The 13816-nt window shown below is 45.1% G+C and carries 11 protein-coding genes; 10 read left to right on the top strand and 1 reads right to left on the bottom strand.

The features are described 5' to 3' along the window. Positions 1-27 precede the first annotated feature (27 nt). The gene (locus M3204_RS14695; RefSeq protein WP_251483066.1) at positions 28-1737 is read right to left on the bottom strand and encodes an Rqc2 family fibronectin-binding protein; all 1710 of its coding nucleotides are present in this window, start codon (positions 1735-1737) and stop codon (positions 28-30) included. A gap of 149 nt (positions 1738-1886) precedes the next feature. Here M3204_RS14695 and M3204_RS14690 point away from each other — a divergent pair, with 149 nt between their 5' ends. The 10 genes from M3204_RS14690 to rsmB all read left to right on the top strand — a co-directional run bounded on the left by M3204_RS14690 (position 1887) and on the right by rsmB (position 13813). After that, entirely contained in the window at positions 1887-4577 is a 2691-nt protein-coding gene (locus M3204_RS14690; protein WP_251483065.1) for a cation-translocating P-type ATPase, read from the top strand. A 112-nt stretch (positions 4578-4689) separates the two neighbouring features. Next, on the top strand, positions 4690-5565 hold the full coding sequence (locus M3204_RS14685) for a YicC/YloC family endoribonuclease (RefSeq protein ID WP_251483063.1): 876 nt from the start codon (positions 4690-4692) through the stop codon (positions 5563-5565). 57 nt (positions 5566-5622) lie between these two features. Beyond that, entirely contained in the window at positions 5623-5886 is a 264-nt protein-coding gene (remA, locus tag M3204_RS14680) for an extracellular matrix/biofilm regulator RemA (RefSeq protein WP_023614949.1), read from the top strand. Positions 5887-5895: 9 nt separating this feature from the next. After that, positions 5896-6510 (top strand): guanylate kinase, encoded by a 615-nt coding sequence (gmk, locus tag M3204_RS14675; RefSeq protein ID WP_251483061.1) that lies wholly within the window; start codon positions 5896-5898, stop codon positions 6508-6510. Further along, entirely contained in the window at positions 6511-6735 is a 225-nt protein-coding gene (gene rpoZ, locus M3204_RS14670) for a DNA-directed RNA polymerase subunit omega (RefSeq protein WP_251483059.1), read from the top strand. Positions 6736-6944: 209 nt separating this feature from the next. Next, positions 6945-8156: a bifunctional phosphopantothenoylcysteine decarboxylase/phosphopantothenate--cysteine ligase CoaBC gene (coaBC, locus tag M3204_RS14665; RefSeq protein ID WP_251483057.1), complete on the top strand. Its 1212-nt coding sequence runs from the start codon at positions 6945-6947 to the stop codon at positions 8154-8156. Further along, complete coding sequence (gene priA, locus M3204_RS14660) at positions 8153-10567, top strand: primosomal protein N' (RefSeq protein WP_251483055.1); 2415 nt, start codon at positions 8153-8155, stop codon at positions 10565-10567. Before coaBC ends, priA begins: the two co-directional genes overlap by 4 nt. Positions 10568-11035: 468 nt before the next feature. Then, positions 11036-11521, top strand: a complete 486-nt coding sequence (def, locus tag M3204_RS14655) for a peptide deformylase (RefSeq protein WP_251483053.1) — start codon at positions 11036-11038, stop codon at positions 11519-11521. Next, entirely contained in the window at positions 11518-12471 is a 954-nt protein-coding gene (gene fmt, locus M3204_RS14650) for a methionyl-tRNA formyltransferase (protein ID WP_251483050.1), read from the top strand. The genes def and fmt overlap by 4 nt, the downstream gene beginning before the upstream one ends. Continuing rightward, positions 12464-13813: a 16S rRNA (cytosine(967)-C(5))-methyltransferase RsmB gene (gene rsmB / locus M3204_RS14645; protein ID WP_251483048.1), complete on the top strand. Its 1350-nt coding sequence runs from the start codon at positions 12464-12466 to the stop codon at positions 13811-13813. The genes fmt and rsmB overlap by 8 nt, the downstream gene beginning before the upstream one ends. The last annotated feature ends 3 nt before the right edge of the window (positions 13814-13816 follow it).

The raw sequence follows: 13816 nt of genomic DNA, 5'->3' as shown, positions 1-13816 counted from the left end.
GAAGTAATTTCAAGCGGGTCCCAAACGTTATTGCTTTAGTTTCAAAATCATATCTTCATCAGGAGTAACGTACACAGTCTGTTGCTGTTCATAGATCACGAATCCTGGCTTGGCTCCCGCCGGTTTTTTGACATGGCGGACTTTCGTAAAGTCGACTGGTACAGAGCTTGAATTGCGGGCTTTGCTGAAATAAGCGGCAATTTGTGCTGCTTCAAGAATGGTTTCTTCGGAAGGCTCCTTGCTGCGGATGACCACGTGAGAGCCCGGGATATCCTTCGTATGGAGCCAAATATCGTCGCGTGCTGCGGCTTTATTCGTTAAGTAATCATTCTGTTTATTGTTTTTTCCGACAATGATTTCCGTTCCGTCTGAAGCCAGGTATTTCTCGAGTACGGGCTTTTGGTTTTGCTTGTTTTTGTTTGATTTTTTCTGGCGTGCCCGGATGTATCCACCCTCGATTAATTCTTCTCTTATTTCCTCAATATCCTTAGGTGATGCAGCTTCTACCTGCTGGAGGAGGGAATCGAAGTATGCAGCCTCCGCCTGGGCGATCTCGATCTGTTCTTTAACGATGTTCACAGAATTCTTGGCTTTTTGGTATTTTGTAAAATATTTTTGCGCATTTTCTGAAGGTGTTTTCCTCGGGTCCATTGGAATGCTAATGGAAGCGCCATCCTCATCGTAATAATTCACGACAGTAATTTCTTTCATGCCTTTTTTGGCATTGAAGATGTTCGCGGTAAGTAGTTCTCCATATAACTGAAACTGCTCTGCTTTTTTTGCATCCTCCAAAGTAGCTTCAAGCTTCTTGATTTTCTTCACATTTTTCTCTTTTTCATTTGCAATCAGGCGCTCAAGGTCATTTCCCTGCTGCTTCACGCGGTCTCGTTCAGCCTTGCCGAAATAAAAGCGGTCAAGCAGGCTGCTCAGAGATTCATAAGATTTCACTTCACCTTTCATATGTTCCAGCGGAATAAGATAAAAGGCTTCCTTATTGCTTGCATAAGTAATAGATGGGCTATAGGAATGTCCATTTAGAGCATTCATAACAGATAAAAAGGCATCTGGAAGAGTGTTACGGTTGGCAAGGCCAGCCTTGAAGACAATTTCTCTGGCCAGAATCGGGGAAACTCCAGCGAAATTGGCGACGAGCTGTTGATCCAGTTTTCCTGAATTAAAATCAATCGATCGCAGGACATCATCAGTATCCGCTTCAAACGGATTTAGTTTTTCTTGTTGAGGAGGCATGATATACTCCTGTCCTGGCATGATTGCCCGATGAGTATTCACGGCAAAAGATATGTGCTTGATGCTGTCGAGAATGACATTTCTGTTTTTATCAACAATGATGATGTTGCTGTGGCGGCCCATGATTTCAACAATGAGCTGTTTGTAAGAAATATCCCCGATTTCATTTCTGCCTTTCACCTCGAAAATAATCATCCGGTCCAGTCCGGCTTGCTTGATATCTTCTATGATAAAGCCCTCGAGATGTTTGCGCAGAAGCATGCAGAACATTGGCGGTTCATTCGGGTTATCATATTGCTCGTTCGTAAGCTGGACTCTCGCATAGCTCGGATGGGCAGATAGCAGCAGTTTATGGTTCACCCCGTGGGCTCTTACAGCCAGGATGATCTCGTTTTTATATGGCTGGTGAATTTTATTGATACGCCCTCCTTTTAGAAGGGAAGAAAGTTCGTTCGTGATGGCTCTTGTAAACAATCCGTCAAATGACATTTGAAATACATCCTTTTCTATTTATCTCGTATACAAATTTATATGATGAGCGTGTATACGCTTTTCTATAACATCTTATCATTTTTTTGGACAGGGCTGAATAAGCTTTCTTTAGAGTAGGACAAACAAGGAGGAAGTGTGATGGCCCCATGAAGTTCCATGAGATGAATGAAAACGAAATTGCCAGCGCCTTAAGAACAGATTTTACAGAAGGTTTGAATGAAAAGGAAGTAAAAAGCAGACATGAACAGCATGGGTATAATGCATTAGCCGAGGGTGAAAAACAATCGGCCCTGTTGTTATTCTTCAGCCAGTTCAAGGATTTCATGGTGCTTGTACTTCTTGCAGCAACATTGATTTCTGGACTTCTGGGTGAAATGGTCGATGCGATCGCCATTATAGCCATCGTTCTGGTTAATGGTGTTTTAGGCTTTTTCCAGGAAAGAAAAGCAGAAAAATCCCTTGATGCCCTAAAAGAATTGTCTGCTCCTCAGGTCCATGTGCTGAGGGATGGAGGATGGGTCAAGATACCATCGAGGGAAGTAGTTCCAGGCGATATTTTAAAATTCACTTCTGGGGACAGGATTGGCGCCGATATACGCTTGATTGAATCGAGGAGTCTGGAAATAGAAGAATCAGCACTTACGGGGGAGTCTGTCCCGGTTCAAAAGAACACAAGTCCCTTGAGGATACCTAATCCGGGACTTGGCGATATGGAAAATATGGCTTTCATGGGAACGATGGTTACAAGGGGAAGCGGCACAGGCGTTGTCGTTGCTACTGGGATGAAAACGGCAATGGGCCAGATCGCTGATTTGCTGCAATCAGCCGAAGTCCAGGAAACACCGCTGCAAAGGAGGCTAGAACAGCTTGGTAAAATCCTGATTACGGCTGCACTGTTCCTTACGTTGCTGGTAGTCGGAATCGGTGTTCTGCAGGGCCATGATCTATATACAATGTTCCTTGCGGGTGTCAGTTTGGCAGTTGCTGCAATTCCTGAGGGTTTGCCTGCTATTGTTACCGTAGCATTATCGCTTGGTGTTCAGCGTATGATCAGGCAGAAGGCTATTGTCAGGAAGCTGCCGGCTGTGGAAACACTTGGCTGTGCATCTGTTATTTGTTCTGATAAAACAGGAACGATGACACAAAACAAGATGACCGTCACCCATTTGTGGAGTGGCGGAAAAACCTGGAATGTCGACGGGGTTGGCTATTCTCCAAAAGGTCAATTTTTCCTTAAAGAAAAAAGTATTGATCCTCAGAATGAAAAATCGCTCCAGCAGCTGTTAACATTTGGAATGCTGTGCAACCACGCTGAGATCATCGAAAAAGATGGTGAATATGCTATCGACGGCGATCCTACTGAGGGAGCTCTGTTAGTTGCCGCGATGAAAGCGGGATACAGAAGACATGGCCTGCTTGAGCAGTTCGAAATCATCAACGAGTTTCCATTCGATTCTCAGCGTAAAATGATGAGTATGATCGTTAAGGATAAAACAGGCAGGAAGTTTGCAGTAGTCAAAGGTGCACCTGATGTACTGATTGGATTGAGCGAATCCATTCTCTGGGATGAAAGACAGCAATTCCTGTCAAAAGAACTGTCAGCAAAGGTAAAAAATGCGATTGAAGAACTGGCAGGGAATGCATTAAGAACAATTGCAATTGCCTTCAAGCCAATTTCCCAGAATACTGTTGTCCTCCATGAAAATGAAGCGGAAAAGGGTTTGACTTTCATCGGCTTGCAGGGAATGATCGATCCGCCGCGCCCTGAGGTTAGGACGGCTGTAAAAGAGTGCCGCGATGCCGGTATCAAGACGGTGATGATTACAGGCGACCACGTAATTACCGCTAAAGCCATCGCAAAACAGCTTGGGATATTAACGAAAGACAGTAAGGTCATTGATGGGAAGGCATTATCGGAGATGTCGGTGTCCGAGCTTGAAGATGTCGTTGATGATGTTTCCGTTTTTGCCCGCGTATCTCCTGAACATAAATTGAAAATAGTCAAGGCGCTTCAAAACAGGGGGCACATTGTCGCGATGACCGGTGACGGAGTCAATGATGCTCCCGCCATCAAAGCAGCGGATATTGGCGTGGCAATGGGTATAACCGGTACGGACGTTGCGAAGGAAGCTTCATCGCTCGTCCTGCTAGATGATAACTTTGCCACAATTAAAGCGGCGATTAAAGAAGGCCGCAATATCTATGAAAATATCAGGAAGTTCATCAGGTACCTGCTTGCATCAAATGTCGGTGAGATTCTGGTCATGCTGTTCGCGATGATCATCGGCTTGCCGCTGCCGCTCGTACCAATCCAAATCCTGTGGGTAAATCTTGTGACAGATGGACTGCCTGCAATGGCCCTCGGGCTTGACCAGCCAGAAGACAATGTGATGAAGCGTCCGCCGCGCCATCCGAAAGAAGGGGTATTTGCACGCGGACTAGGCTGGAAGGTCATATCGAGAGGATTCTTAATCGGTTTGGTTACCCTGATTGCATTCATGATCGTATATGGAAGAAATCCGGACGAACTTGCATATGCCCAGACTATTGCCTTCGCAACACTTGTGATGGCCCAGCTTATCCATGTATTTGATTGCCGCAGTGAAAAATCTGTTTTTGCACGAAACCCTTTTGGCAACAAGTATCTAGTGTGGGCTGTCCTTTCATCGTTGGCAATGGTGCTTGTAGTCATCTACTCACCATCCCTTCAACCGATTTTCCATACAGTATCAATCTTGCCTTCAGACTGGCTGCTGATCCTAGGTTTGTCGGCCGTTCCTACTTTTTTGCTGGCCGGAACATTTTTTGCAAGAAAAACAAAAAGAAATATGATATAATCCGTTAGGTAATAGAGAAGGCTCTATTGCCTTTCTTTTTTTTTACCATTATTCCCCTTTCCATAGGGTCTACAGGAAACTCGACTTTTTAGAAAGATTGGATGTGTCTGAAATGGTCGTCAGTATGACTGGATTTGGAAGGAGTAAGGCTGAATCGGAAAGGTTCAGCGTGATAGTCGAGGTTAAAACGGTCAACCACCGTTTCTGTGAATTTCATATTCGCATGCCCCGCCAGCTCCTGAAAACAGAAGAGAAAATAAAAAAGAAACTTGGCGAGCACATAAAAAGAGGGAGAGTCGAAGTTTTTGTAACTTTGGAAGGCGAAGGCGCAGTAAGCCGAAGTGTACATATTGACTGGCAAGCCCTGGACGAATTCGTCCATCACATATCTGAAATCAAAAACAGGTACGGCATTACCGGAGAGGTTGAACTGCATGACCTTGTAAACCGGGAAGAAATTATCCATATTGAAGAAAAAGAAACCGAAAATGATGAGCTTGAACGACTTGTCCTTGCTGCCGTTGAGGAAGCTGGAAGCCAATTGGTTCAAATGCGGAAGCTTGAAGGAGCAGCACTTGAGAGTGATGTGTCGCAACATATCGGGCTTTTAAAAGGGAATATCGGCAGTGTGAAAAAATACGCACCCGATGTCGTGGTACAATACAGGGACAGGCTGAATAAGAAAATGACTGAGTTTCTGGCAGGGCAGGCTGATGAAGACCGGATTCTTACCGAAGTCGCATTTTTTGCAGATAAAGCTGATATCAGTGAAGAAGTCACCAGGCTTGAAAGCCATGTAAGCCAGTTTTCAGAAATAATGAAGGCAAATGAACCTCTTGGCAGGAAACTTGATTTTCTGCTTCAAGAAATGAATCGCGAAGTTAACACGATAGGATCCAAAGCGAATGATTCAAGAATTGCCAAAGAAGTTGTCGAAATGAAAAGTCTCCTTGAAAAGATTAAGGAACAAGTCCAAAATATAGAATAGCGTTTAGAAAGAGCTCTGCAAGGCCAAAATAAATAACTGATGATTAGGGGGACCATCATGGCAATCAAGCTTATAAATATAGGCTTTGGCAATATTGTTTCAGCGAATAGGATCATTTCGATCGTAAGTCCTGAATCGGCTCCGATTAAAAGGATCATTCAGGATGCGCGCGACCGAGGGTCTTTAATAGATGCTACATATGGCAGAAGGACAAGAGCTGTTATCGTAATGGACAGCGACCACGTCATTCTCTCCGCAGTACAGCCGGAAACGGTTGCACACCGCTTGAATGACCGGGATGATATCATTGATGAAGGGTAGGACTTTTTAATGCAGGAAAAAGGATTGTTGATTGTTCTTTCAGGGCCATCTGGTGTTGGCAAAGGGACGGTCCGGAAAGAATTATTTTCCCAGCCGGATACAGCTTTTGAATATTCCGTCTCAGCTACTACCAGACTGCCGCGTGAAGGTGAGAGGAATGGAGTAGATTATTTCTTCAAAACAAGGGTAGAATTCGAAGAGATGATCAAACAGGATCAATTGCTTGAATACGCCGAGTTTGTCGGCAATTATTACGGCACTCCTGTTGAATATGTCCGCGAAACGCTTGATGCCGGGAAGGACGTGTTCCTGGAGATAGAAGTCCAGGGCGCTAGCCAGGTTCGCAGGAAGTTTCCGGAAGGGCTGTTCATTTTCCTTGCGCCGCCTAGCCTTTCAGAGCTTGAAAACCGGATCGTTACGCGAGGAACGGAGACAGAGGATATTATTAAAGGCAGAATGAGAGCCGCAAGAGAAGAAATCGAAATGATGGAATTGTATGATTATGTTGTTGAAAACGACCAGGTTGAAAGAGCAGCCGAGCGCGTGAAGGCAATCGTCGTTGCGGAGCACTGTCGCAGGGAACGTGTTCAACATCGCTATAAAAAAATGCTGGAGGTAGATTAAATGCTTTATCCTTCTATTGATTCATTAATGACGAAAATCGATTCAAAATATTCTTTGGTATCTGTGGCTGCTAAGCGTGCGCGCAGCATGCAGGTTCACATGGAGCCGAAAATGGATAAGTATGTATCATACAAATTTGTTGGCAAGGCACTAGAGGAAATCAACGCTGAAAAGCTTCATTTCAAAACAGCTGCCAGCCATGAAGAGTTAAATATCAACGAATAATTCCACGATAACAACCTATTTAATGGGTTGTTTTTTTTTGGTTCAGAAATACACTTCAACTTTTTTAAGGCCACTTTGAGCATGTATTCATGGAAGGTCTGCAATTAGGGCTAATGAGATCTCAATCTTGCGCATTTCATGCTTAATCTGTGAAAAAATGTTATAGTTCAATCATAATGAAAGTTTGTGTATAATGGGGGTTCTCTAACATGCTTAACGGTAAAAAAATTCTACTATGTGTAACCGGCGGAATCGCTGTTTATAAAGGTGCCGCACTGACAAGCAAGCTGACACAGGCGGGCGCCGAAGTGAAGGTTATCTTGAGTGAATCAGCTGCTAAATTCGTTACTCCACTCACCTTCCAGGCTTTGTCGAGAAGTGAAGTTTATACAGATACATTCGATGAAAAAAATCCTGAGAACATCGCGCATATCCATCTTGCCGATTGGGCGGATCTGATTATTGTTGCACCTGCGACTGCCAATATAATAGGCAAGCTTGCAAACGGAATTGCCGACAATATGATATCGACCACCTTGCTTGCAGCAACTGCCCCCGTGTGGATTGCCCCGGCGATGAACGTCCATATGTACAGCCATCCGGCAGTGAAAAAAAACATGGATACCTTAAGAAGCTTTGGCTACGACTTTATTGAGCCGGGAGAAGGGTATCTGGCATGCGGATATACAGGCAAAGGGCGTCTCGAGGAACCGGAAACAATCGTCGAGCTTGCCAGCCATTATTTCAATAAGAAACACGAGGAACTGACGGGTAAGACAGTCTTGATCACAGCAGGCCCTACCAGGGAAAAAATCGATCCTGTCCGCTTTCTGACCAACCATTCTACAGGAAAAATGGGGTACGCAATCGCTTCAGAAGCTGTAAAAATGGGCGCGCGCGTAGTCCTTGTTTCAGGTCCAGTTAACCTTGACGCACCTGCAGGAGCGGAACTCATATTGGTCGAAAGTGCAGAAGAAATGTACCGAGCCGCACTGGAACATTTCGAGAAAGCGGATGTACTCATCGGGACTGCGGCTGTAGCAGATTACCGTCCAAAGTATGTTTACGATGAAAAAATGAAGAAAAAAGAGGGTGACCAGGCGCTTGAGCTAGAAAGGACGACGGACATTCTTTTTGAATTAGGGCAGAGAAAGTCTCGTCAGGTGGTGGTCGGGTTTGCTGCCGAAACGAATAATGTTGAGGAACATGCAAAGAGCAAGCTGACAAGGAAAAACGCTGACCTGATTGTCGCAAACGACGTAAAACAAGAAGGAGCAGGATTTGGTACGGATACGAACATTGTGACCATCTTTAAAAGGGATGGCGCAAACGTGAAATTGCCGTTGATGTCAAAAAGTGATGTTGCCAGAAACATCCTTTTGGAAGTCGGCCAGCTGCTAAATAAGGATGAGAGCCTATGAATATAGCCAGTGTTATTGTCGATGTGCCCGCCAAGCAAACAGACAAGACCTTTGACTATAAAATTCCTACTAGATTCAAAGATGTCATCAAGCCTGGGACACGGGTTATAGTCCCTTTTGGACCAAGGAAAATCCAGGGGTTCGTGACGGAACTGAAAGAAGAATCAAGTTTTTCAAAGTTACGGGAAATTATCGAGCCGCTCGATTTGACGCCTGTATTGAATGAAGAGCTTCTCCAGCTTGGTGAATGGCTTACTGAGCATACATTAAGCTATAAAATCTCCTCCTACCAGGCGATGCTCCCTGCCGCCCTCAAGGCGAAATATGAAAAGAAGATCGTCCTGGCAAAGGGCGCTGACATTGAAGAAATGCCTGATGAGCTCAGGAAACTGTTTAAAGAAAGAAATGAACTGAAATGGGAAGACGCTGTTTTGCAAGGGCTCGTCCAGCAGTTGCAGAAAGAAGCCGCTGCAGGCACAGTTGAGGTCATCTACCAAGTGAAAGACCGAGTGCGTAAAAAGCTTCTTAAGCACGTGTACCCAGCCGTCGGTCCTGAAAACCTGCAAGAGGTGAAAGAAAGTCTTTCCGCACAGGCATCAGGCCAACAGGCAATAGTCGATTTCTTTCTTGAAAATCCTGAGCCTTCTGAACAAAGGCTGATACTTTCCACTTTGGGAATATCACAGGCGTCAATTAATTCACTTGTCAAAAAAGGCATCCTTAAAGTAGAAGAATTAGAGGTATACAGGGATCCGTATTCTGAACGTGAGTTTGCGAGAAAAACCGCTTTGACACTGACGAAAGAGCAGGAAAATGCAATCAGCCCGGTGCTTTCTTCTATTGAAAATGAACACCATGAAGTCTTTCTGTTATATGGCGTTACAGGCAGTGGGAAAACGGAGATTTACCTTCAATCGATCCAGGAGGTCCTTAATAAAGGGAAGGAAGCGATTGTACTCGTCCCTGAAATTGCGCTTACGCCGCAGATGGTCACTCGCTTCAAGGAACGCTTCGGCGATTTAGTGGCGGTGATGCACAGCGGTCTGTCTGCAGGCGAGAAGTATGATGAATGGCGGAAAATCCAGCGTAAGGAAGTCAAAGTGGTAGTAGGTGCGCGATCAGCGATTTTTGCACCATTCGAAAACCTTGGAATCATCATCATCGATGAGGAACATGAATCAAGCTATAAACAGGAAGAAAACCCCAGGTACCATGCACGGGATGTCGCAATCCAGCGGGCAAAGACCTATGCTTGCCCGGTAGTCCTCGGCAGTGCTACACCATCGCTTGAATCATTCGCACGGGCGCAGAAAGGCAGATATACCTTACTTTCACTTCCGAAACGGATGAATAACCAGGCACTGCCTGCCGTTGAAATTGTCGACATGAGAGAAGAATTGCGAACTGGGAATCGCTCGATGTTTTCTATAAAGCTTTTTGAAAAGTTAAAGGATCGTCTTGAGAAAAATGAACAGACTGTCTTGTTTTTAAATAAGAGAGGCCATTCATCATTCGTGATGTGCCGGGACTGCGGTTATGTAATGAACTGCCCGCATTGCGATATCACACTTACGTACCACCGTTATAATGAACAAATGAAATGCCATTATTGCGGTTATGAGGACAGAGTGCCAACGATCTGCCCGGAATGCAATAGCGAACATATCAGATATTTTGGGACAGGTACGCAGAAGGTTGAAGAGGAGCTGCATAAGCTGCTGCCGGAAGCGAGAGTCATCAGGATGGATGTTGATACGACAGGGAGGAAGGGCTCACATGAAAAGCTGCTGAGTGCTTTCCAGGAGGGGCAGGCTGACATTTTGCTTGGTACGCAAATGATCGCAAAAGGCCTTGATTTCCCGAATATAACACTTGTAGGAGTACTTTCTGCGGATACGATGCTGCATCTGCCCGACTTCCGTTCCTCAGAAAAAACGTTCCAGCTTTTGACTCAGGTAAGCGGCAGGGCTGGCAGGCATCTGCTTCCAGGTGAGGTTGTCATCCAGACTTATACACCTGAGCACTACAGCGTTGAGCTAGCGGGTACCCAGGATTACGACCGATTCTATCAGCATGAGATGATGGTGCGGAAGGTACATCAATATCCGCCATTCTATTATCTGTCACTCGTGACGGTCAGTCACGAAGAACTGATGAAGGTAGTGTCTGTTACCGAAAAAATAGCGAAGTTCATAACCTCCAGGTTGTCCAAGGAGGCAGTAGTGCTGGGACCAGTCGCTTCGCCTATCCCCCGCATCAACGATAGATATCGTTACCAATGTCTGATAAAATACAAAAAGGAACCAGAACTGAATAATGCCCTAAAAGCAATTCTCGATCATTATCAACAGGAAATGGGAACCGGCGGACTGCAAATTTCCGTCGACCTGAACCCCTATATTTTGATGTAAAGCATAAGTAGTAAAATAGCAGCACAAATCAAACATTAAAAAAAGGCTGTGTTAATGCTCAATGTTGTTATTTAACGCTGTTGATTGTAGTGGAAGGCGCGAAGACTCCAGCAGGATCAGCTGGACAGATGAGACCTAGGTGAAATGATTCTCGTGAGGAATCATTTGCACCCCGCAGGAGCTTGCGACGAGGAAGCTCTGCGCCAGCCCCAATGAAGAATTCGCTCTTTGAAAAAGCCGGCAGTTGGGCTTTTTCATAATTCTTCCGCGGAAAGCGAAGCGCCTGGAACGAAAATCAACAGCCTAATTTAACAGAGCCTTTATAAAAACAAAAAGTTTATGGAAAACACCGATTGAACAAGCTAATACTATAAGAATGTAAAATTGTCGTTAAATTCCGAGTGTAAAAGCAACGAAGTTTTCGAAAAGAGCTTAATTATTTTAAATGGTGTTAATGGAGGATTTATTTTGGCAGTACGAAAAATTGTTACCTACCCAGCAGATATCTTGGAGCAGGAATGCGAATCAGTCACGATTTTTGATAAGAAGCTCGCTAAGCTGCTGGATGATATGTATGATACAATGATTGAATTTGATGGAGTCGGACTGGCAGCCCCTCAAATTGATATAAAGAAGCAAATAGCCATCGTTGATATAGATGATGAGCATGGCACGATTGAACTGATCAACCCGGAAATACTTGAGACGCGCGGGGAACAGACCGGCGCGGAAGGCTGCTTAAGCTTCCCAGGACTGTACGGTGAAGTCACACGCCCGAATTATGTGAAGGTAAGGGCTCAAAACCGCAGAGGTAAAAGCTATGAAATAGAGGCAGAGGAGTTTCTGGCAAGAGCCATTTTGCATGAAATTGACCATTTGCATGGAGTGTTATTCACCTCCAAAGTCTCAAGATATATGGAAGAAGCAGAATTAGAGGAGTTGAACCAGGAATGACAAGAATTGTATTTATGGGAACTCCGGATTTTTCCGTTCCGGTTTTAAGAAGGCTGTTAGATGATGGATACAATGTCATAGCTGTTGTCACACAGCCTGACCGACCAGTTGGCAGGAAACGAGTTTTGACGCCGCCACCAGTAAAGGCAGAAGCATTGAAGCATGATATTCCAGTATATCAGCCGGAGAAAATCCGACAGCAGGAAGAGCTTGATAAAATTCTTGCGTTGAATCCTGATTTAATCGTGACAGCCGCATTCGGCCAAATTCTGCCTAAGCAGCTGCTGGAGGCACCAAAGTATGGCTGCATCAACGTCCATGCATCACTTCTTCCTCAACTGCGCGGCGGGGCACCGATCCATTACGCGATCATCCAGGGGAAAGAAAAAACGGGTATTTCAATTATGTATATGGTTGAAAAACTTGATGCCGGCGATATATTGACGCAAGTGGAGGTTCCAGTAACTGATGCTGATACGGTTGGCTCCTTGCATGATAAAATGAGCGCAGCCGGTGCCGACCTTTTATCCGAGACGATTCCAAAGCTGTTAGAAGGAGAAATTACTCCTGTTCCGCAAAACGATGAAGAAGCTACCTTTGCGTGGAACATCAAAAGGGAACAGGAAAAAATCAACTGGACCAACCCGGGAGCGCAAATTTATAACCACATCCGCGGCATGAATCCGTGGCCAGTGGCTTACACGACAATGGATGGCGCTGTGATGAAACTTTGGTCTGCTGAGAAGACAACATATACAGGAAGCGATGAGCCGGGTACAATTGTTAAGCTTGAAGAAGACGGCTTGATAGTCGCCACTGGTGATGATACGGCTGTGAAAATCACCGAGCTCCAGCCGGCAGGCAAGAAAAAAATGGACGCAAAACAGTTCCTCCTTGGAGCGGGTTCAAATATTGAACCAGGAGCAAAGTTAGGAGACAGCAATGAGTAAGAAGAAAAATGTGAGGGACGCAGCATTGCAGCTCCTGGAGACGATCGAAAAGAATCAGGCATACAGCAATTTGCTTCTTAACAGCACGATCGAAAAAAATGAAATCAGCCCAATTGATGTAGGGTTGCTCACTGAGCTGGTTTATGGGACGCTTCAGAGGAAGATGACCCTGGATTTCTATCTGAAGCCTTTTATCGAGAATAACAAAAAGCTGCAAAGCTGGGTTATCAATTTGCTGAGGATGACGGTTTACCAGATGACCTATTTAGATAAAATACCGGATAGAGCTGCTATATTTGAAGCAGTGGAAATTGCAAAACGGCGCGGTCATAAAGGCATCGCCAGTCTCGTTAACGGCGTTCTGCGCAGCATCCAGAGGAATGGTCTTCCTTCACTGGATTCGATTTCCGACCCGGCAGAAAGAATTTCAATTGAAACTAGCCACCCATTATGGCTTGTTAAAAGATGGGTAAGCCAGTTTGGTCTCGAAAAGACTCGGCAAATGTGTGAAGTGAATTTGACCGCACCATTGCAAACCGGAAGGGTCAATTTGACAAGGATATCTCGAGAGGAGTGTCTCGAATTGCTGGAGGAAGAAGGCTATGAAGCGGAGCCAAGCCCGATTCTGCCAGAAGCAATCAAATGCCTCCGAGGCAATCTCGCATCCTCTAAAGCCTTCAAATATGGTTTATTGACCATCCAGGATGAAAGTTCGATGCTTGTGGCACATGCGCTTGGCATAAAAGAAGAGGAAGTCATCCTTGATGCCTGTGCGGCACCAGGAGGCAAATCATCACATATAGCAGAAAAACTGGGAAATAGCGGCAAAGTCATTTCGCTGGACCTGCATGAGCATAAAGTAAAGCTAATTGTGCAAAATGCTGAGCGGCTTGGACTGGAAAACATAGAGGCCAGGAAAATGGACAGCCGGCAGGCAGCAGAGCATTTTGAGAAGGAATCCATTGACCGGATTTTGCTTGATGCTCCCTGCTCAGGTCTTGGAGTAATGAGAAGAAAGCCGGATATGAAGTATACTAAGAAAGAAACAGACTTATCGCAGCTGCAATCAATCCAGCTGAGCTTACTTGAGTCGGTTGCTCCGCTTATGAAGCCAGGAGGCACCCTGGTCTACAGCACATGCACAGTCGACAGGGAAGAGAACCAGGAAGTCATTGAGAAGTTTTTGCTCGAACATAAAGAATTCGAAGGAGATACAGAACTTGCAGAAAGAATGCCTGAGGCAATAAAGCCACTGATCAATGGCTTTGATGTCCAAATTCTTCCCCAGGATTTTGGCTCTGATGGATTTTATATTGCTTGTTTAAGGAAACGCTTTTCGTAAACT

This window comes from Mesobacillus subterraneus (genome assembly GCF_023715485.1).
Classification (GTDB): Bacteria; Bacillota; Bacilli; order Bacillales; family Cytobacillaceae; genus Mesobacillus; species Mesobacillus subterraneus_B.
The sequence above is the reverse complement of the archived record's forward strand: the minus strand, read 5'-3'. Positions and strand labels throughout refer to the sequence as shown.

Excerpts from the sequence above, each read along its gene's own strand:
- rpoZ (WP_251483059.1), top strand. The coding sequence starts at position 6,511 with ATGCTTTATCCTTCTATTGATTCATTAATGACGAAAATCGATTCAAAA.
- rsmB (WP_251483048.1), top strand. The coding sequence starts at position 12,464 with ATGAGTAAGAAGAAAAATGTGAGGGACGCAGCATTGCAGCTCCTGGAG.
- M3204_RS14685 (WP_251483063.1), top strand. The coding sequence starts at position 4,690 with ATGGTCGTCAGTATGACTGGATTTGGAAGGAGTAAGGCTGAATCGGAA.
- M3204_RS14695 (WP_251483066.1), bottom strand. The coding sequence starts at position 1,737 with ATGTCATTTGACGGATTGTTTACAAGAGCCATCACGAACGAACTTTCT.
- gmk (WP_251483061.1), top strand. The coding sequence starts at position 5,896 with ATGCAGGAAAAAGGATTGTTGATTGTTCTTTCAGGGCCATCTGGTGTT.
- remA (WP_023614949.1), top strand. The coding sequence starts at position 5,623 with ATGGCAATCAAGCTTATAAATATAGGCTTTGGCAATATTGTTTCAGCG.
- fmt (WP_251483050.1), top strand. The coding sequence starts at position 11,518 with ATGACAAGAATTGTATTTATGGGAACTCCGGATTTTTCCGTTCCGGTT.
- coaBC (WP_251483057.1), top strand. The coding sequence starts at position 6,945 with ATGCTTAACGGTAAAAAAATTCTACTATGTGTAACCGGCGGAATCGCT.
- M3204_RS14690 (WP_251483065.1), top strand. The coding sequence starts at position 1,887 with ATGAAGTTCCATGAGATGAATGAAAACGAAATTGCCAGCGCCTTAAGA.
- priA (WP_251483055.1), top strand. The coding sequence starts at position 8,153 with ATGAATATAGCCAGTGTTATTGTCGATGTGCCCGCCAAGCAAACAGAC.